This is a genomic window from Streptococcus ferus DSM 20646 (assembly GCF_000372425.1).
Taxonomy (GTDB): Bacteria; Bacillota; Bacilli; order Lactobacillales; family Streptococcaceae; genus Streptococcus; species Streptococcus ferus.
In genome coordinates, this window is record NZ_AQVD01000002.1 from 240,871 (window position 1) to 261,617 (window position 20,747).

General features: G+C 43.6%; 19 protein-coding genes. 1 reads left to right on the forward strand and 18 read right to left on the reverse strand.

Annotated elements, in window-relative coordinates:
* Positions 1-47 precede the first annotated feature (47 nt).
* The 14 genes from A3GY_RS0104130 to A3GY_RS0104195 form a co-directional block, all read right to left on the reverse strand.
* Entirely contained in the window at positions 48-1,178 is a 1,131-nt protein-coding gene (locus tag A3GY_RS0104130; protein WP_018030146.1) for an acetylornithine transaminase, read from the reverse strand.
* 7 nt (positions 1,179-1,185) lie between these two features.
* Positions 1,186-1,923 carry an acetylglutamate kinase gene (gene argB, locus A3GY_RS0104135; protein WP_018030147.1) on the reverse strand — a complete coding sequence of 246 codons (738 nt, stop codon included), beginning with the start codon at positions 1,921-1,923 and terminating at the stop codon, positions 1,186-1,188.
* Between the two features lie 2 nt (positions 1,924-1,925).
* Positions 1,926-3,119, reverse strand: a complete 1,194-nt coding sequence (gene argJ / locus A3GY_RS0104140; RefSeq protein ID WP_018030148.1) for a bifunctional glutamate N-acetyltransferase/amino-acid acetyltransferase ArgJ — start codon at positions 3,117-3,119, stop codon at positions 1,926-1,928.
* Positions 3,120-3,128: 9 nt separating this feature from the next.
* A complete protein-coding gene (argC, locus tag A3GY_RS0104145) occupies positions 3,129-4,151 on the reverse strand; it encodes an N-acetyl-gamma-glutamyl-phosphate reductase (protein ID WP_018030149.1) in 1,023 nt (340 codons plus the stop codon).
* 119 nt (positions 4,152-4,270) lie between these two features.
* Positions 4,271-4,960 (reverse strand): CPBP family intramembrane glutamic endopeptidase, encoded by a 690-nt coding sequence (locus A3GY_RS0104150; RefSeq protein WP_018030150.1) that lies wholly within the window; start codon positions 4,958-4,960, stop codon positions 4,271-4,273.
* 18 nt (positions 4,961-4,978) lie between these two features.
* Positions 4,979-5,725, reverse strand: a complete 747-nt coding sequence (locus A3GY_RS0104155; protein WP_018030151.1) for a DUF3169 family protein — start codon at positions 5,723-5,725, stop codon at positions 4,979-4,981.
* The gene (locus A3GY_RS0104160; RefSeq protein ID WP_018030152.1) at positions 5,715-5,933 is read right to left on the reverse strand and encodes a helix-turn-helix transcriptional regulator; all 219 of its coding nucleotides are present in this window, start codon (positions 5,931-5,933) and stop codon (positions 5,715-5,717) included. The genes A3GY_RS0104155 and A3GY_RS0104160 overlap by 11 nt, the downstream gene beginning before the upstream one ends.
* Before the next feature lie 3 nt (positions 5,934-5,936).
* The gene (locus tag A3GY_RS10260) at positions 5,937-6,107 is read right to left on the reverse strand and encodes a hypothetical protein (RefSeq protein ID WP_018030153.1); all 171 of its coding nucleotides are present in this window, start codon (positions 6,105-6,107) and stop codon (positions 5,937-5,939) included.
* Positions 6,108-6,251: 144 nt separating this feature from the next.
* Entirely contained in the window at positions 6,252-6,617 is a 366-nt protein-coding gene (locus A3GY_RS0104170) for a YccF domain-containing protein (protein ID WP_018030154.1), read from the reverse strand.
* 86 nt (positions 6,618-6,703) lie between these two features.
* Positions 6,704-9,322 (reverse strand): alanine--tRNA ligase, encoded by a 2,619-nt coding sequence (alaS, locus tag A3GY_RS0104175; protein WP_018030155.1) that lies wholly within the window; start codon positions 9,320-9,322, stop codon positions 6,704-6,706.
* A gap of 23 nt (positions 9,323-9,345) precedes the next feature.
* Positions 9,346-9,846 carry an LURP-one-related/scramblase family protein gene (locus A3GY_RS0104180; RefSeq protein ID WP_018030156.1) on the reverse strand — a complete coding sequence of 167 codons (501 nt, stop codon included), beginning with the start codon at positions 9,844-9,846 and terminating at the stop codon, positions 9,346-9,348.
* A gap of 237 nt (positions 9,847-10,083) precedes the next feature.
* Complete coding sequence (gene prsA, locus A3GY_RS0104185) at positions 10,084-11,070, reverse strand: peptidylprolyl isomerase PrsA (protein WP_018030157.1); 987 nt, start codon at positions 11,068-11,070, stop codon at positions 10,084-10,086.
* A gap of 61 nt (positions 11,071-11,131) precedes the next feature.
* Positions 11,132-11,839 (reverse strand): O-methyltransferase, encoded by a 708-nt coding sequence (locus A3GY_RS0104190; protein ID WP_018030158.1) that lies wholly within the window; start codon positions 11,837-11,839, stop codon positions 11,132-11,134.
* Between the two features lie 282 nt (positions 11,840-12,121).
* A complete protein-coding gene (locus A3GY_RS0104195) occupies positions 12,122-12,739 on the reverse strand; it encodes an HAD-IA family hydrolase (RefSeq protein ID WP_026161925.1) in 618 nt (205 codons plus the stop codon).
* 216 nt (positions 12,740-12,955) lie between these two features.
* Here A3GY_RS0104195 and A3GY_RS0104200 point away from each other — a divergent pair, with 216 nt between their 5' ends.
* Positions 12,956-14,257 carry a hypothetical protein gene (locus A3GY_RS0104200; protein ID WP_018030160.1) on the forward strand — a complete coding sequence of 434 codons (1,302 nt, stop codon included), beginning with the start codon at positions 12,956-12,958 and terminating at the stop codon, positions 14,255-14,257.
* A 60-nt stretch (positions 14,258-14,317) separates the two neighbouring features.
* Here the strand turns inward: A3GY_RS0104200 and pepF are convergent, their stop codons facing one another.
* The 4 genes from pepF to A3GY_RS0104220 form a co-directional block, all read right to left on the reverse strand.
* Positions 14,318-16,126, reverse strand: coding sequence for an oligoendopeptidase F (pepF, locus tag A3GY_RS0104205; protein WP_018030161.1), 1,809 nt, complete (start codon positions 16,124-16,126; stop codon positions 14,318-14,320).
* Positions 16,126-17,094, reverse strand: a complete 969-nt coding sequence (locus A3GY_RS0104210) for a competence protein CoiA (RefSeq protein ID WP_018030162.1) — start codon at positions 17,092-17,094, stop codon at positions 16,126-16,128. The genes pepF and A3GY_RS0104210 overlap by 1 nt, the downstream gene beginning before the upstream one ends.
* A 52-nt stretch (positions 17,095-17,146) precedes the next feature.
* On the reverse strand, positions 17,147-17,866 hold the full coding sequence (locus A3GY_RS0104215) for a pseudouridine synthase (protein WP_018030163.1): 720 nt from the start codon (positions 17,864-17,866) through the stop codon (positions 17,147-17,149).
* Between the two features lie 67 nt (positions 17,867-17,933).
* Entirely contained in the window at positions 17,934-20,618 is a 2,685-nt protein-coding gene (locus A3GY_RS0104220) for a cation-translocating P-type ATPase (protein WP_018030164.1), read from the reverse strand.
* Positions 20,619-20,747 lie beyond the last annotated feature (129 nt).

Sequence of the window (20,747 nt, forward strand, 5' to 3'; positions counted from 1 at the left end):
TCGGATTCATCATCCTTACGGTTCTCCCAGCCTTTTTGACTGATAGCCTAAGCAAACACATCCTGCAAAACAGCCAGCGCCTGATCTATTTCTGACGGACTGACGGTTATAGGCGGCAGGAGCCTGATAACATCCTGACCAGCAGTCAGGATAATCAGCCCTCTGTCTCTTGCTGCCTGAACAGTCTCATCTAAATTTTTAGAGGTCTGAATTCCCAATAGAAAGCCCAGTCCTCTAATAGCTGATACATTGGTCAGACCGCCTAACTTTTGTTCTGATGCTTCCTTAAGGTAAAGGGCATTGGCCTGAACGGAGGACAAAAAGCCTTCTGCTGCCATCTGGTCAAGCACACAGGAGGCAGCTGATAAAACCAGTTTGTTGCCCCCAAAGGTTGTTCCATGACTGCCATAACCAAAGGCAGACGACAGCTTCCTTTTACCAATCATGGCGCCGATAGGCAGACCATTGGCTAACCCTTTAGCCAGCGTAAAGATGTCTGGTTCAATGTCATACTGCTCAAAAGCAAAGAGACTGCCTGTCCGACCAATTCCTGTCTGAACCTCATCGACAATCAGCAGGATATCCTTTTCCTGACAGAGCTGGGACAGGGCTTTAACAAACTGAACATCAGCAGGGACAACGCCGCCCTCCCCCTGGACTAATTCCAGCATGACAGCAGCTGTCTTATCTGATATTAACTCTTTGACAGAAGCTAAATCATTATAAACGGCATAAGAAAAACCTGGAAGCAAATGCTCAAAGCCCGCTTGAATTTTAGTCTGCCCCGTTGCTGACATCGCTCCATACGTTCTGCCATGAAAGGAATTCTGAAAGCTAATGATATCTGTCTTACCTGTGTATTTACGTGCTAGTTTAATAGCAGCCTCATTGCTTTCAGCTCCGCTGTTGCAAAAAAAGGCGAGATAGTCTCTATCCCCAATGAGCTTTTGTGCCACTTCTTCCTGGAGGCTGTTTTGATAGAGGTTGGGCGTATGCCAAATCTGCTGAAGCTGCTCCTGAACCTGATTTAAGACCGCCTGATTAAAACCTAGATTGGTCACACCGATGCCAGATGAAAAATCAAGATATTTCTTTCCCTGATTGTCGAAGAGATTATGGCCTTCTGCCTTGACAAATTCGATGCTACTGCGTTTGTAATTTTGAAACAGTTTACTCATGTATCAGTTATCCTTTCCCAATAACGGTGCCCGTCAGGAGATTGTCTCCGATTAAAATCTGATTGACACCTGCTAAAACAGTCTCTGCCGCGCTCTTTATTTTAGGAATCATGCCTCCTGTTATGACCTGATTCTCAATCTTATCAGCCACCTGGCTGACCAGAAGTTGTTCTATAACCTCGCCATTTTCCATGACTCCCTTGACATCAGTCATTAGAATGAGTTTTTCTGCCCCTAAAGCAATGGCAAGTGCTGTCGCCACATAATCTGCATTGACATTTAAGAGCTGACCGTCTGACGTATAGCCGACAGAAGCAATAATGGGGATAAAATTATCCTGAAAAAGCCGTTCCAGAGCAGCAACATGCACCTGCTTGATTTGACCGACATAGCCGTAGAGAGACCGGTCTAAGAAATCTGCTTCCAGAATATCCGGCAAGTGCGAACGCAACTGCAAGCTATCAAGACCTGCATTCAGCAATTTTTCCGTCATAGACTGACCGACAATCTCGAACAAGGCATAAGACACCAGCTTCATTGCTTCCTGACTGGTCACTCTAAGCCCATTAACTTTTTCAACAGGGATTTTGGCTTCATCCATCAGTTTCGTAATGGCAAAGCCACCCCCGTGTACGATAACAATTTTTTTCCCTAAAGTCTGCCATGCCTTCACCTGCTCAATAAAACTTTCTGATAGATCCTGACTGGCAATCCCACCAATTTTAATAACAATAACATCTTCCATATTTAAGTCCTATAAAGTGCGTTGATTTTAACATAATCATAAGACAGATCGCATCCCCAAGCCTTGGCTGAACTGCTGCCTGAATGGAGGTTGACCGAAATTCTAATTGTGTCTGCCTGCATCACATCAGCCATATCCTCTTCATCAAAATCGACTGGGGATGATGCCACCATGACAGGAATGTCCCCCAGAGAAATATCAATCTGATCCACAGAGATATCTGCTCCTGCATAACCGACAGCTGCAATGATCCGCCCCCAGTTAGGGTCTTCACCGAAAATAGCTGTTTTCACCAGGCTGGATCCCACGATGGTCTTGGCGATCATCCGCGCATCCAGCTCATTGGCCACGCCCTCGGCTTTGACTTCAATCAACTTCGTCGCCCCTTCGCCGTCTTGAGCAATCTTTTTGGCCAGGTCTGTCATCACAAAGGAAAGCATTTGGCAAAATTGATCAAAAGCTGGTGTCTCCGGTAAGATTTCTTTATTTTTAGTGCAGCCATTGGCCATGACCAATACCATATCATTGGTTGACGTATCACCGTCAATGGTAATCTGGTTAAAGGTGGTTTCCACATTTTTAGAAAGAGCTAGCTGCAGGGTTTCGCTAGAAATATTAGCATCGCAGGTGATGAAAGCTAGCATAGTGGCCATATTAGGGTGGATCATTCCTGATCCCTTAGCAACACCGGCCATAGTTACCTCATCCTTACCAAAATAGTCCGTGACTGCTATCGTCTTTTCCTTCGTATCTGTCGTTAAAATCGCCTTGGCAAAATCGTGGCTGTTGCCGTTGACGACTAGCTTAGAAAGCCCCTTTTTAAGCACAGCCATCGGCAGAAAATCACCAATGACACCCGTTGAAGCAATGCCGACCAAATCAGGAGCAATTCCCAATTTTGTTGCTGTCAGAGCCTGCATTTCCTTGGCATCTTCCAAGCCTTTTTGGCCCGTACAGGAGTTTGCTACCCCTGAATTGACCACGATAGCCTGCATTTTCCCTTCTTTTTGAACAGATGCCTTAGTCACCAGAAGAGGGGCTGCAATGACCTTATTAGTCGTGTAAACACCAGCCACACTAGCCGGAACTTCTGACACAATCCATCCAAAATCTAGTTTTTTCTTTTTAAAACCAGCATGCAGTCCGTCAGCTGAAAATCCTAAGGGGCTGGCAATATTACCTTCTACTACTTTCATTCTTTCACCTCACACATAAGCTGGTACAAGATTAAGACCAGCTGTCTCTTGAAACCCAAACATGAGATTCATATTCTGAACCGCCTGACCTGCGGCTCCCTTGACCAAGTTATCAATAACCGTAACAACTGTCAGCACCTGGGTTCGCTCATTGTAAACAAAACCAATATCAGTGATATTAGAGCCAATCACCTGATGAAGATTAGGAAGCTCATCTTGCAGACGGATAAAAGGTTTATCAGCATAACTTTTCTCATAAATAGCCCTAATATCCGACTCAGATAGAGTCGCTTTTAGTTTACAATAAAGAGTCGCGACAATCCCTCTGTTGACTGGCAAAAGAGAGGTTGAAAACTGGATATGATCCAAATGAGGATCCGCTTTTTTTAACTCCTGCATAATCTCAGGAATATGCTGATGCTGATTGAGCTTATAAGTGACATAGTTATCATGAACATTTACGAAATGGCTGGATTCCGCCAGCTTCTTCCCCGCTCCTGTCAAGCCTGATTTAGCATCGACAATAATTGAATCTCTGTCTACGGCACCAGCTTGCAGCAAGGGAATAAGCGCCAGTTCTGTTGCCGTTGCGTAGCAGCCCGGATTGGCGACAAAGGTCTTGCCTTTAAGACTTGCAAACTCCGACAAACCATATACAAATTGATCTAGAACGGACTGCGAGGCTGGTGATTGTTGATACCACTTCTCATAAAGGTCTGCTGGCAGACGGTGGTCTCCTGATAAATCAATGACCGGAAAACCCATTTTCACAAAGTCTGCTGACAGGTCTTTTGCGATACCACTCGGCGTTGCAAAGAAAACCAAGTCAGCCTTGCTCATAATGACTTGACTGTCAAAAGCCTCAATCGTCAGATCGCAAACACCTTTTAAATATGTATAAATATCAGATAATCGCTTCCCTATATCTTTAGTCGCATGAATGGAAACGACTTCTGCATTCGGATGTCGCTTTAAAATTTTAATCAATTCCAGTCCGCTGTAGCCTGTTACACCAACAATTGATACCCTCATCTTTTGTCCCCTTTTCCTAACTTGTCGACTATTTTATCGTATATTTATGCATTAGTCAAGTATAAATATAAAAAACATCTGAAAAACCAGATGTTTATCATAAAGAGGCAAACCATAAGTTATTGAAAAGCTAGCCATAAGAAGTAAAGAGCCGTCGGCAAATTATGCAGCACATGCAGTAAGATAGCATCTTTAATATTCCCCCGGCGCTGATAGGCTAAATAGAGGACAGCCCCCATAAGACTATACATGATAAATTCCGTAAGGTTGCTCGCATGGGGCAGCCCAAATAAAATAGAGGTCACCAGACCAGTTAATACCTTTAACTTCCCCTCAAAGAACAGTTCCGCCGGAAGAGCCCGATAGGCTAGCTCCTCCATAAACGGGGCAACAAAGGCAATAGCCAGTAAGTAAAGGATGGTGTAAAGCAGGAAGCCCCTATCAAACAGCGAAGTCATACTGGCCAAAGTGGCATCATTGGCACTTGTCGTTTGACCGGTGACGATGTGATTGGTCAAGCTTCCAACAACAGCTATCACTCGGGCAGCTAACCAAAACAAGAGACTAATGCCAAGGTCTCTCCATCCTATCTTTTGCCTTGACCTGTTCTGATGTTCTATTTTTTGATAATAGCGCCAGACCAAGCGCATGCTTAAAATCAGAAAGACGATGTAGAGACCTCCTGAAAGCCATTTAAATCCTAGGGACATATTTCCCTGTTGCCGCAAGAGAATCATTGGAATGACATTGCAAGCTAAAGCCAAACCAATAAAACCAGCTACTTTTAAACCATTAATCACATATTTCATATATCTCTCCCCTTTTCTTTACCTATAATAGGCCTTTGTTATTTTAAACTGCATCAGCATAATATAAAGATGAATAAAAGCTGCTACGAGCATCGCCGTCAGCTCCACACGGCCTGTCAGCAAGACGATAAAAAACAAAATCACATAAATGCTTGGCAAAATTGCGCCACTTAAATTCATCACAATCTCAAAAGCATTTTGGTGTTCAGCTTCTAATTCAGCCTCATCCATCTGCAAAATATTGGACTTCAGCTCCTTGAGATTAGGAAATAAGGGAACTTTAACACCTTTTATCCGTCCGTAAAGTTTCAATAAATAAGCCTGTAACATAATTACCAAAATCAGAACCGCAAAATCCAGAAAGGGTTGAGTGCTTTTAAAACTGAGCATGAGCAGTATGTTCAACATTGTGAGAACGGAAGCGACTCCTGTAAAAATAATGCCATAAGAGTACTTACGGTTTAGTGAACGATAGAGCTCCTCACTGTCATCAGACATATCCTTTTGGTAATGAGGGAGATACTTCCTGATATAAGCAATAACCATCAAGCTTAGAATAATTAATACTAAGACAAGGAAACGAGACACTACATGAATCCCTACGGCCACTTTTTCAGCACTAATAACTGCTGAACTATTTGATAATAAGCTGCTCTCTGATAAGAAACCTGCTACAAATCCAAGAACCCCTCCAAGAAGAGCTCCAATCAGTATCTGTTTCAAAAACCTTACAAAACTGTTTTTTCGTTTGGGTCTATTCTTCATTTTCTTCCTCCTTTAGGCAAAAAACTTTTTCCAGCGGTTCCTTAAAGATAGCCGCTATCCTCAGAGCGATAACAACTGACGGCGTGTATTCCCCACGCTCAATCAGACTGATGGTCTGCCTTGAGACATGGGCCAACCTTGCCAGCTCTGTCTGATTCAGACCTTCTCTCGCCCTTAATTCCTTTAGCCGATTTTTCAATTCTGACATGACTCACTCCTCCATTCGTCTCAAACCAACAAGATACAAGGTTAAATGAAGGCCCATAGCTAGGACACCGAATATAGAAAGGTAACCCAATCGATGAAGAGCGATTGTCAGGAGACCAAGTCCAAATTGAATAACTAGGAAGAAAACTAGTTTTTTCTTAAAACACTTTTCCATAGTCCTCTCTTCCTCCTTTATCATTATTTCCAAATATATTGTAACACTTCTTATTCATTTTGACAACAATAATTGTCAAAATGAATGATATTTTTGTCAAAACAATATAAAAAACCAATGCTAGGCATTGGTTTTCGAGAGATGTTAGACTTGATAAATTGTTGCCCCAAAAGGAAAGAGGCTAATACCTGCCATCTTTATACTCTGCATCGCAAAGGGGATGCCTATAATGGTCAGACACAAGATAAAGGCCGAGCAGAGATGCATGAGAGCCAGCTCCCAGCCCAAAAGCAAAATCCAAATAATATTAAGCAGAAGACTCCCCAATCCTTGGCCAATTTCAATCTGTTTCCCAAAGGGAAACAAGCCAAAGCGTCCAATTTTAAAGCACTGCAGACCGAAAGGAATACCGATAATTGTCAAACAGAGCACGAGCCCGGCAAGTGTCCAGCCAATCCAAGCCCAGAGCCCAGAGGCAAAAAACCAAATGATATTTCCCAATAATTTCATATGACCGCTCCTTCCAAAGTAAAACTAGTTTTATCTTATCATAAAAAGGGCAAAAAACCCAAGTTCAGCTGAACTTAGGTTCTTTTTTACAGGTTATTGGCAACCTCTTCTAAAAGACTGCTAATCTTGCTAGCATCCGAACCGCCTGCCATGGCCATGTCAGGCTTGCCGCCTCCTCGACCAGACACAATTGGCGCCAAAACTTTAATCAGATTGCCGGCATGTACATCTTTGCGCTTACTTGCCACAAGCACATTCACCTTATCCCCAATACTTGCCGCTAAAACAAGCAGATCTGAATAGTCTTTTTGTTTCCATTGGTCGGCAAATGTGCGCAGGGCACCTGCATCAGACACTTGGACTTGGCTGGCAATATAAGTGACACCGTTGGCCTCCTTGATCTCCTTAAAGATATCTCCGGCTGCTGCCGCTGCTGCTTTTTCTTTGAGCTCGGCATTTTCTTTTTGAAGATCGCGCAGCTGTTCTTGCAGGCTGGCCACTTTACTAGGAACCCCTTTTATCTGAGGAGCCTTTAAGATGGCAGCAATTTCTTTAAGTGCCTCTTCTTCCTCGCGGTAAGCTTCAAAAGCCTCTTTACTGGTCACCGCCAAAATACGACGGGTTCCTGAACCAATCCCTTCTTCCTTAACAATCTTGAAGAGACCGATCTCAGAAGTATTGGCTAAATGAGTCCCCCCACAGAGCTCCACAGAATAATCACCAATAGAAACGACACGAACCTCTTTACCATATTTTTCACCAAAGAGCGCCATAGCTCCCATTGATTTTGCCGTATCAATATCCGTTTCGATGGTAACGACTGGAATAGCCTCCCAAATTTTTTGATTGACTGCTTCTTCAATCTGACGCAGTTCCTCGGCTTTAACCGCTTCAAAATGGGTAAAATCAAAGCGCAAGAAACCTTCCTCATTAAGAGAACCCGCCTGAGTAGCATGGTCGCCAACCACATGGTGAAGAGCAGCGTGAAGCAGGTGAGTAGCGGTATGATTTTTCATCACACGGTTACGGCGACGGCTGTCAATTTCCAGCAGATACTTTGTGCCAACAGAGAGAGAAGCTAAGACATCGACCTGATGCAGAGGCTGACCATTCGGTGCCCTCTGAACATCGGTTACCCGTGCGACAATATCTCCCTGATCATTTTTCAAAACACCGTGGTCGGCAACTTGCCCACCCATTTCTGCATAAAACGGTGTCTCAGAAAATACAAGGAGAGCCTGACCTTCTGAGATGGCTTCTGTCCGCTCATTGTCCGCAATAATGACTTCTAAAGTAGATTCCAAAACATCTTTATCATAATTAAAGACAGATTTTTCAGTAATGGCAGACAGGGTTTCATTTTGCATTCCCATCGAACCGCCTTTGACAACACTGGCACGAGCACGCTCCTGCTGCTCCTTCATCGCTGCTTTGAAACCTTCATGGTCAATCTTGAAGCCAGCATCTTCTGCCAGTTCTTCTGTTAGTTCAACAGGGAAACCATAGGTATCATATAATTTAAAAATATCCTTGCCATCCAGCGTCTCTTTACCAGCCGCCTTTAAATCAGCCAGCAGCTGATCTAAGTGAACCGATCCAGCATCAATGGTACGGGCAAAGGTTTCTTCTTCCCGCTTAATAATTTTTTCAATAAATGCTTTCTTGTCAAGTACTTCTGGATAGTAGGAAGCCATAATCTGACCAACCGTCGGTACCAACTTGTACAAGAAAGTCTCTTGAATCCCTAGGCGACGGCCGTGCATAACTGCTCGGCGGAGAAGACGGCGAAGGACATAGCCACGTCCCTCATTACCTGGAAGTGCTCCGTCTCCAATCGCAAAGGCCAGTGAACGAATGTGATCCGCAATGACCTTAAAGCTCATGTTGTCTCCATCTTGGTCATAGGTCTTACCAGAAATCTTTTCGACCTCACGAATGATTGGTAAAAAGAGATCTGTTTCAAAGTTTGTTTTAGCGCCCTGCATAACAGCAACCAAGCGCTCCAAGCCAGCCCCCGTATCAATATTTTTATGAGGCAGTTCTTTATATTCTGAACGCGGCACTTCCGGATCAGCGTTAAACTGAGATAAAACAATATTCCAGACCTCAATGTAGCGGTCATTTTCAATATCTTCTGCCAAGAGACGGATCCCAATATTGTCTGGATCAAAATCCTCACCTCGGTCAAAGAAGATTTCCGTATCTGGTCCGGAAGGGCCTGCCCCAATTTCCCAGAAATTATCCTCAATCGGAATCAAATGACTGGGGTCAACCCCCACCTCAATCCAGCGATTGTAAGATTCTTTGTCTTCTGGATAATAGGTCATGTAAAGCTTATCCACCGGAAAATCAAACCATTCTGGGCTGGTCAACAGTTCAAAGCCCCACTTAATGGCATCATCACGGAAATAGTCGCCGACTGAAAAGTTCCCCAACATCTCAAACATGGTATGGTGGCGGGCAGTCTTTCCGACATTTTCAATATCGTTGGTCCGAATCGCTTTTTGGGCGTTAGCGATACGTGGATTCTCCGGAATCACAGAGCCATCAAAATATTTTTTCAGAGTCGCGACACCAGAATTGATCCATAGTAGGGTTGGGTCATTAACGGGAACCAAATTAGCCGAAGGCTCAATCGTGTGCCCTTTAGATTTCCAAAAATCCAGCCACATTTGGCGAACTTGTGCACTTGTTAATTGTTTCATAAGTATTCCTTTTCTATATCCTTTTAGTGTGAAGCCGAGGAGGCAGCGGCTGCCTGATCAGCTTTGACACAGTCAATCGCGATAACAAGCGAAATGACCAAATCGTTAAAAGCCTCATCATAGACCTCAACATGGTAGGTTGACGTCAGCTGCAGCCATTCCTGCGAGATGCGGGCAATTAACTGGGAACCCTGATAAAGGTCAAAGTTCATATCCCAAAAATCCCCCTGAACAGTCAGATTAAGGTTATCAATCCGATAACGCGCCTTGAAGAAAGTCAGCTCCTTGACAATCTGAAAATGCGTCCCATCAGCAAGTTCAACACTAAATTGAGGCAGCAGTGCCAAAAACTTCTTTGTTATCCGGCTGACGACCTTTCCTGACCTATCGGTCATTAGAAATTCCTTGGGAATTTGAAGGAAGCTGCCTTCTACATGGTATTGAGGGATACCAGACGTGTCTTTAATGGCAAACTTGCCTCCTAAGGAAAAGAAGCCTTGTTTAATCTCAAAAACCTGTGTCATATTGCCTCCTCAAAAAAGACAAGTTCAATCAAAAGAAGGGCGAAAAACCGCGGTACCACCTTCATTCAATGAACTTGTCATTCTTCATTTTTTTATTTAATTCACCTTGAGTAGCATGATTCTTACATCTACATGGCTTGCATCAACCGCCACTTTTCTAAAGTAAATGGGATAAGTATCAATTCTCAATGATTTCATTATACTGTCTTTTACTGCTTTCGTCAACAAAGACAGGTCTTACTCCGCACTGGTTGTCTCAGCATCAGTCGTTTGAGTGGCTGTTGTTGTGTCAGCACTTGCAGTAGTCGTTGTCGTTGTTGAACTGCTGTCTGCTGCAGCGGTAAAGGTAGCCAAGATATCGCTAAAGGTCTTGTCTTTAATCTTAACGTTGGCTTTCTTCAATTCATTGCCGATGACCTTGTTTTGGAAATTGGAGTCACTGGTTCTTGATGCCACAATGATTTCTTTCAAGCGAGACTTATAAGCTTTCCAATCAGCATTTTTCTCAGATTTCTTCGTCACTTTGACGATATAATAAGCGGTCTGTGTACCTGTTGAGTCAGTGGTCGAAATGACGTCTGAAATACCATTTTTATCCAAGGCCAGCGCTGCTGTTCTCACATCAGTTGGTAAATCTGTAGAGCCTGAGTCAAAGGTGTATTCTGTTTTGCTGCCTTTCGTTTTTTCCTTGGCGATTTTAGCAAAGTCTGCACCGTCTGCCTTCACCTCGCTGAGTACAGATTTTGCAGTGTCCTCACTGTCAAGTTGGATGACTTGTGCCGTGATTTCAGGGGTATAAGACTTGTAAGCACTCTTATAGTCACTCGTTGTGATATTCTTTTCAGCTTCTTTCTTAACTGCATATTCAACCAATTTTTGAGAACGAATTTGCGCTTTATAATCGTCCTTGGTATAGCCTTGTTGGGAAAGGACTGTTTCAAATGAATCACCATAATATTCAGCCGCTTTATTATACGCTTCTGTGACTTCCTTATCGGTCACCTTGTCTCCATAGGCTTTTTCAAACACCTGCTGGATAATCATTGAAAGCAGGGCTTGTTTTGAAGCACTGGAACTCTTAACCTTATCGTAGAAATCTCCAACGGTAATCGTATCACCTTTCATGGTCACAATCTTGGTATCAGAGCCGTTTTGAGAGCAGGCTGCCAGGGTAACAACTGACATCAATGTCACTACTCCTGTTAAAATCCGACGTTTTTTCATTACAAATAAACTCCTTTTTGTCATTAACTTAAATATTATACCACATTTTCTTAAAAATAGCTTAATCAGGCAGACGAACCTGGTTACGCTTCTTTCGAAGCATTAAGAGACCGTCTCCTAGCGGGACTAGACTAGCTGTCAAATCAGGGTTGGTCAGGGTTGCGTCAAAAAGTTTATGCAAACCCCGATAGATAGCCCTCTGTCCCCTTGAGATAGCTTCCAAGGGAAGGGTAATATCCCCGCCTTGAAAAACATCATCAATCAAAACCAAACCACCAAGTCGTAATCGTTTCAGCACTTCGGGGAGGAAAACAATGTACTTCGATTTTGCCGAGTCCATAAAGACTAAATCGAACTCTCCCTGAAGCTCTGATAGTTGATCCATGGCCTCTCCCTCTATAAGCCTAATTTGCTTTCTGACATCATATTTAGCAAAATTCTGCCTCGCCAGTGCAATCATTTCAGGATTGCGGTCTATGGTCGTAATACTGGCTTGGGGCGCATTATCTGCCATCAATAAAGCTGAAAAGCCGATAGCTGTCCCGATTTCAAGAATATTTTCAGGCTGCAGGCTCTGCAGCAGGAGACGAAAATAAGCAACCGTTTCGCGTGGAATAATCGGAATGTTTTCCTGGTGGGCAAATTCTTCCAATTCCTTTAAAAAACCAGTAGTTTGCAGCTGATTCTCTCGCATAAATGACAGGACATCTTCTTTGACAACCGGCCGCCGCATGTTGTGATTTGCATGTTTACTATATGATTCAACCATGCTTTCTATTATACAGGCTTGGCGGAAAAAATGCACCTCTTTCGTCATTAAAAATCAGCCAAAACAGGATATTCTTGTCTGACAATCCTTCCAACGCCTAAATCGTCTCACTCCTGAACAATTGGCTGGGATAACTATTATCACTTGTACAGCTAAAAACCAGAATGTTCACCCGCTGTGTCATACATTGACACCTTTTAAAAAGCGAAAGTGGCCGTTTTATCCTAATGTCGAAGTCTTTAAAAGCTAGAATGACTCCCTAGCTTGTACGTTTTACAAAGATCATCTTTGACCTAGCAATAGTCCCTTAATATCTCTCAAATTAGCGATTTTATGATTATCAGTTCCACCTTCTTGCGTGAGGTTAATGCTGCCAATGCCTGCTGATTTTGCCGCCTGCACATCCAGAGAACGATCCCCGATATAATAAGTCGTCTTCCTATCGAGATTATACTTAGCCATTAAGTAATGGAGGGCTTCTGGACTGGGCTTACGCTTAAAGCCACTTTGACTGGTTAAAACTTCTGTAAAATAATCAGCAATTCCTAAATTCTCTAACACCTGAGAGGCAGACGGGCCCTTATGTGTGTAGATAAAATTGCTAATAGCCTGCTCTTTCGTCCAGTCTAAAATAGCCTTCGCAAAAGGCATGAGCTGAATCTGATGATCTCGCTTGCCCTGCTCTTGTGAAAAAAGCATTTTGAGAGCAGATTCATCAAGACCTTCCTGTTCTGCCAGCCGACTCAGCAAAGCGCCTACCGATTCCTGAAGAATAAACTGGCGGATAGCTTCTGCCTTAAACTCAAGACGGTATCTTCGGTAAACCACCTCTAAGGCTGCCATGATGGCATCATAAGAGTCAATCAAAGTTCCGTCCAAATCCCATATAAATGCTGTCATAACTCCCTTTCCTTGCAGCTCTTGAAGCCCAATTCTATCAACCTTAGCCATCAGACTAATCAAAACATCTCCCTTAGAAAGATGTCTGATCTCCTCTCCTTTATACTAACTTAAAAAGTGAAAGACTGCCAGTAGTAATACGTTAAACGAATTAGTATCATTTTATACGAAAAAGGTTTACAATGACCTTATCAAGTAAGAAAAGAGGAATTCACTATGATTAACGTTACAAATGCAAAAGAATTATTCTCTGCCTTAGCCAACCAAGAAAAAGACATTGTCATTACCCGCAGCATGACATTAGCCCAGCCCGTCCTGCTGCCAAGTGGAATCCATCTAAGAGGTAAGGCTCAGGAGAATGGAACGCTTCCCTCCCTTTTCTTCAGTCATACAAATGGACTGATTCTAAGCGGTGCTTCTAAACTGACAGATCTTCAGATTATTTCTCTGCAAAACCAGAAAGCTATCAGTATTTCTTCACAAGCCAATCAAGCTGATATGGGAGAAATCTACCTAGAAAATCTCCAAACAGACGGACAAGTATCGCTCATTTACCGAAGCGGAGTGAAAAAAGCCAAAGTCTTTGCTAAGAATATCCACATCAACAGCAGTGATACAAGATCCTACTTAGAACAGCCTCAGAAATATGGTGTCAATGTCCTGCAAGGAGCTTTTACACTCTATAATTTCAATCCCGACAGTGATAGTCTGGTGACTGCCGAACTCCATAATCTGTCAATCGGAAGACCTAACCATCCTGCTATCGGTTCTGGGGTTTTCATTTCTGGTTTCGGCGATCATGGCGGGCAAGTTGACGTCAATTACCTCTCCACTGGAAATATTTATTCGAGTGGCCTGCTGCCACAAGGGGTTGCCACTCTCATTACTGGGGGCATGTTTATTGTCTTTGGAACTCATGTAAAAAAACTTGTTCAGCATGGTGAGACGGTCACCTATGGTGTCAACGATATGGTCTTAGACACTTGGGGAACCGTTGATGAGTGGATTGTTGAAAACGAAACTACCTCTTACGGACAATCAGGTGTCGGTTTTGTTAATTTCGGTCAAGTCAAACACTTTAAAGCTCAAAAGCCTGTCTCAACCTATGGGGTTGGTGCTCGTGCCTACAATCAATATGACGGCAGCTTGGAGAAAGGAGAGTTTACAGATCTAACAACTTATAATGACGGGGCAGTCGCTATTCAAATTTCTAAAAAAGTTGGCAGTTTAACCGTTTCTGGAAACATCCGCACCTACGGCAGTTTAGGCCAATCCCTTGTGAAAGGGGTTAATGTTGACTTGCCGGCCTACGCTGTTAGTCTCAAAGAGGGTGGGGCCCTTCAATCACTAAAGGTTTCAGGAAACATTGAAACACACGGTGATAAAGTGGTGACCATAACCATGGAAGAGGGTTCCAAACTTGATCAGATTGTCGTTAAAGGAGAGATTCTAGCTCATAGTCAGCAAGCACAAGTCTTTGACTCTGACAAAACCAAAGCATTATTTAAAAACTCATAAGTTTATTTAAATGACTAGAAAAACAAGGGGATATTATTCCCCCTTGTTTTTCATTTGTTATCAACTACCTCTATGAACCCCTTTAGCGACTAAGGCTTCTAGTTCGGTCAAACGTTCTTCAAAAACGGCGAAGGCTGCATCTAGGTAGTCCGTTTTGGTCATATCCACACCTGCTTTGGCAATAACATTGAGGGCATAGTCCGAGCTGCCTGCCTTAAGATAGTCCAGATAGCGATCCTTATCTTCCTGACTGCCGTGAACAATTTTATCAGCCAGATAACTAGCTGCCGCAAAGCCAGTTGCGTATTGGTAAACATAGAAATTGTAATAAAAATGCGGTATGCGGGCCCATTCATATTGAATGTCTGGATTATCTTCCTTGCTGAGGCCATAATATTTTTCATTCAGTTCCGCATAAAGCTGATTCAAGAATTGGCTAGTCAGAACTTCCCCTTCCTGATCTGCCTGATAGATGGCCTGTTCAAATTCTGCGAACTGGGTCTGACGAAAGACGGTGCCTTTAAAGCCATCTAAATAATGATTCAACACAGCAAATCGGGTCTTGTCATCGCTTACTTCCTTCAACAGGCTCTCCGTCAGGATATTTTCATTCGTTGTTGAAGCAATTTCTGCCAAAAAGATAGCGTAGTCACCATAAACATAAGGCTGATTTTCACGTGTAAAGGTCGAATGTAGCGAATGGCCCGTCTCATGCACAAGTGTAAAGAGATAATCAAGTGTATCCTGCCAATTTAAAAGCATAAAGGCATTGGTATCATAAGAGCCGCCGGAATAAGCACCTGAGCGTTTTCCCTTATTCTCACGAACATCAATCCAACGCTCCCTAAAAGCGCGTCTGACCCGTTCAGTATATTCCTGGCCAAAAACAGCTAAAACCGACTCAGCTTTTTCAAGCGCCTGCTCATAAGAGTAGCTCAAGTCAGCCGTTGACAAAGGCGTATAAAGGTCATACATTTTTAAATCATCCAGCCCTAAAATATCCTGGCGAAGCCTGATGTAACGATGCAACAGAGGCAGATGTTTGTTTACAGACACTAGCAAGGCATCGTAAACAGACTCTGGGATAAAATTTGCCGACAGCGCCGCCTGACGGGCACTTCTGTAATGACGCGTCCGAGCCTTAAAATTATTGACCTTGACGTTAGTTTGAAGCGTCTTCGCATAGGTATGCTGGTATTGTTGATAAATACTGTACATGGCTTCATAGGCTGCTTGTCGCACTTTTCTGTCCTTGGATTCCATCAAGGTTATAAAATTGCCGTGGGTGACCTCGACTGTATTGCCTTCTGCGTCTACAATACTTGGAAAAACAATATCAGCATTATCCAAAATGTCAAACGTTTCACTGGCCGCCCCAAATATTTCACTCGCACCAGCCAAGAGCTCTTCTTCTTTCTGCGACAGCACGTGTTCTTTTTGCTTAAAGAGTTTGTCGTAAAAATGAGCATAAGCTTTAAGTTCAGGGCTTTCGCTTAGAAAGGTCTGATAGAGGTCTTCAGACAGGTTTCTAAATTCAGGCTCAAAAAAGGCGAAAGTTTGACTAAACTTGGCATAAATAGCTGTTGCTTTTGCCTGCAATTCCTGATAATAACTGACAGTCGTGTCTTGGTCATTTTTCATAGAGGCGTAGACGTAAAGTTTTTCCAACCGGCGAGCAAGCGCCAGATACAGCTCTGTAATGGTCAGCAGAGAATGGCTGGACTCTAAAAGATGGCCGGCATTCGACGCTGCAAGGTCAAGTGCTTTTGACAGGTCTGACCATTCATTTTCCCATTCCTGATCAGTAGCAAATATAGTGGCCAAATCCCAAGTTTCTTCTTGCTTAAGATGGCTGCGGTTTTCTGACATTAGTTTTCCTCCTTATTCATTCTTATCTTTTCCATTTTATCATAAAATGCCGGCGGGTAGAGGATCTGTACCTTTTGGCTGCCTTGCCTTTGATAGTAGGCCATAAAATGAGCCTGATAGGAAGATAGGTCATGACTAATCTGAGCAAAACCATCCTTTGAAGCTACTGGTCTGACCTGCGGGTAAAAATAAGCCAGATCTTTGGTCAGTAAGTTGTCTCCCTTTCGGTAAGCTTCTGCCTGCAAATGATGCCAGCGAGGAGACTGATAGCCAATTTGCCGGCGAATGTAAGTCAGCAAGTCAGTATCCATCACAACGTCCAGACGGGCCATTTTTTGACTGCGATAAGGAAAATGCAGCAAAGACCATATATCCCCATCCAAACTCACCTGGCGGCTCAAATAATGAACCTGACCCTTCCAGTCCTCATGAATAAGGTAGTGCAGTCTCAGCTGATTCCTTTTCAAATCCAACTCCCAGAGGTGGAAGCCTAAATTTTTAGAAAAATACAGAAACTGCCTTTGCAATGCCGTCAGCCTTTTTTTCAGCCAGAGTTTTTCTCCCAGCAGCCAGAGCACAAAAATCCCTGACTGACGATAAGAATCGGTCCGCTCTTTAAGCCGCTCCTTTGACAGAGGACTGCACTGCACTTCTATGGCTAACTGTTGATTGATCAGCAAATCAGCAATCTGATGAATTTGCGGCAATACCCTTTCAATTTCAACCTGCTGAACAAGGGATAAATTCTGAAAGAGTTTGGCTTTCAGCCCTAAATGTTCGGCGCTCTCATTCTCCTGATAAAAATGACAATCGTCCAAGGTCAGGTGCGCAAAATGAGGTCTTTTAATTTTTCCATTTCGTAACCGCATAGGCTGCCGGCAAGCTGGACAATAAAACGACTGCTTTTGAGGAAGACCGTCCTTTACTAAATTAATCAGCTGACCTGAACCTGAAATCGCAGTTAACATAAACACTCCTTTTTCTAGTCTATTCGAAAAAGGCCGAGCATTTTGCTCAGCCTTAGTCTAAAAATGCTTTTAAGAGATTTTTTTCTTCCTCATTGAGTTGACGATAACTGCCAGGCAGCAGGGATTCTTCTAGAACAAAAGGGCCAAAGGCTACTCTCTTCAGATAAATCACCTTCACTCCGTAAGCCAGAAACATCTTTTTGACTTGATGAAATTTTCCTTCTGAAAGCGTTACATAGGCTGTACTTTTTACTGCAGCGCTTGAAATGAGTTTCAAATGGGCAGGTTGGCATTTATTCCCATCCAAAAAAGAAATTCCCTCTTTAAAAAAACGAACAGCATCTACACCCAATTTCCCATTTACCTCAACGTAGTAGGTTTTAGACACATGGTAGCGGGGATGGAGCATTCTAAACCCCAGAGGGCCATTATTCGTCAGCAGTACCAGCCCCTCCGTGTCACGATCCAGTCGACCAACCGGATAGGTGCCGGGCATTTTGTCATCATCCTCTAAGAGATCCAGAACTGTCGGATGCTTCTTATCCGACCTTGCTGTCACCACACCTTTAGGTTTATTCATGATCAGATAAAGGCTTTCTTGCCACCGGAGCTGCTCACCTCTTACCAAAATCTCCTGCAAACTGGGATCAACATTCATATTATCTCCAAAAGCGATACACCCATCAACAGTTACCAGACGGCTTCGGATTAGTTTTTTCACCTGATTTCGAGAACCAAAGCCCAGTTCTCCTAATAATTTATCTAACCGCATAAGCTCATTCTACCACATCAGTCTCAAAAGAAAAATAGACTGAGAAATTCTCAGTCTATCTCGTTGATTAAATTGCCTTTTTATCAAATCCCAGAGCACGTTGAATGGCTTTGACGATTTCAACAATAACAAACATCAGCAGACTTCCGATAACAACCACCAGCCATTGGGTAGAAGAAAGATGGCTGACATGGAAGAACTGATTGAAGCCTGGAATAACAATGGTTGCCATCAAGATAAGGAAGGCAAGCGGGATTGACCAGTTAAACAGTCTGTTTTTAAAGAGACCCACGGTAAAGATGGACTGGTAAACCGACTTCACATTGTAAGCATGGACTAACTGAATCAATCCTAAGGTCGCAAAGGCCATGGTCAGGGCATCTGCGTGAATCTCCTTGTAGGTCGCATGCTCAGGAGATACCAAAGCCCAAGCGTAGACACCAAGAACAAGGATGGTTTGAAGGATTCCCTGATACAGAATAGCTCCCATAACACCGCCTGAGAAGAAGCTTGATTTCCGTCCACGAGGTTTATGCGTCATAACGCCAGGCTCCGCAGGCTCTACTCCAAGAGCAATGGCTGGCAGGGTATCTGTAACCAGATTGATCCAAAGCAGATGGACAGGCTGGAGCACATCCCAACCAAACAAAGTGGCCAAGAAAATGGTAAAGACTTCTGCCATATTGGCTGAAAGCAGGTATTGGATTGATTTCTGGATGTTAGAGAAGACTTTGCGTCCTTCTTCCACAGCAACGATAATGGTAGCAAAATTATCATCCGCAAGAACCATATCAGAAGCCCCTTTAGAAACTTCTGTACCGGTAATCCCCATACCAATACCAATATCAGCCGTCTTAAGAGATGGGGCATCATTGACACCATCGCCTGTCATGGCAACGACCTTACCATCATTTTGCCAAGCCTTGACAATACGCACCTTGTGCTCAGGTGAAACACGGGCATAGACAGAGTATTGCTTGAAGACTTTTTGGAATTCCTCATCTGACAGTTCATTAAGTTCGGCACCGGTAAAGACATGGTCTTCAGTATCTCCCTCGTTGATAATGCCCAAACGTTTAGCGATGGCTTCTGCCGTATCCTGATGGTCACCTGTAATCATGATTGGACGGATACCCGCTTCCTTGGCAACACGAACCGCATCTGCTGCTTCAGGACGTTCTGGATCAATCATTCCGACCAAACCGGCAAAAACAAGGTTATTTTCAACGATGTCCGTCTCAAGCGTAGGAATTGTATCCTCATATTTATAGGCCATCATGAGAACACGGAGAGCCTGTTTAGCCAATGCCTTATTAGTCGCTAAAATAGTTTCCTTATCGGCATCTGTAATGGGACGAATCGCCCCGTTTTCTTCAATCTGTGTGACACGCTTCAGAAGCTGATCAGGCGCTCCTTTAACAGCCACAAGATAATTACCTGCTGCCAATTTATGGATGGTTGACATCAGCTTACGATCCGAATCAAAAGGCAGTTCTGCTACACGTGGCTCTTCTTTAAGGAAATCACGGACATCAAAACTATGATCAAAACCAAATTGAACAAGCGCTGTTTCCGTTGGATCCCCAATGAGTTTACCGCTAGCATCGACCTTGGTATCATTCGCATAATTCATGACCCGAAGCACTGTATTATCCGAAGCGATATCATCAGTTGCATCCTTAAGCTGACCATTATAATAAACTTTCTCAACAGTCATCTGGTTCATGGTTAGGGTACCAGTCTTATCCGATGCGATAATTTCTGTTGAGCCCAGTGTTTCAACCGCAGGTAGCTTGCGAACGATAGAATTACGCTTAGCAAGCGTCTGTGTTCCCAGAGAAAGCACTACGGTGACAATAGCAGGCAGTCCTTCCGGAATGGCCGCAACCGCCAAGGCTACGGCTGTCATAAGGCCTTCAAGCGGGTGTTCCCCACGAATAAAGACACCAACGACAAATGTAATGGCCGCAATGATAATAACCAGATAAGTCAAAAGCTTCGATAACTGATTTAGGTTTTGTTTAAGCGGTGTGTCTGTTTCGTCAGCATTTGCCAGCATTCCAGCAATATGACCAACCTCAGTAAACATGCCGGTATTGGTCACAACCCCCATACCGCGACCGTAGGTCACATTTGAGTTTTGATAAGCCATATTGACACGATCACCAATACCTGCATCCTCTGTAATCTCAGCAGAGGCATCTTTTTCAACCGGAACAGATTCCCCAGTCAGAGCAGCTTCTTCAATTTTAAGTGAAGCCGCTTCTAAAAGACGCATATCCGCAGGCACAACATCGCCGGCCTCCAACATAACGATATCTCCAGGAACCAGCTCTTTTGAATCTACTTCTGAGACATGACCGTCACGACGAACACGCGCTAACGGACTGGACATAGACTTTAAGGCTTCGATCGCTGCTTCTGCCTGCCCCTCTTGGTAAACACCAAAAGCCGCATTTAAAACAACAACGACCAAGATGATGATCGCATCTGTCAGACCGTGCATGCCTTCAGTAACGACTGACAGGCCTGCTGCAACGAGTAGGATGATAATCATCAAATCCTTGAATTGATCCAAGAATTTCTGAATGAGGGTCTTTTTCTCCCCCTCGTCCAATTCATTACGGCCAAATTCTGACAGGCGCTGGTTGGCCTGCTCAGTCGTCAAGCCCTTCTTGCTGGCTTCTACGGCCTCAAGAACGCTTTCTTTTGATTGCGTGTAAAATGCATCACGTTTTTGCTCTTTCGACAAAGTATTCTCCTCCTTGGTCTTTAAAAATGAAAAAAGACCTGTTTATATGACAAGTCTCGCTGTTTAAGACGAGGCCGGAAATTTCTTTCGTATTGACGGCCTTGTCACGGATAATCCGCTAGCTACTCC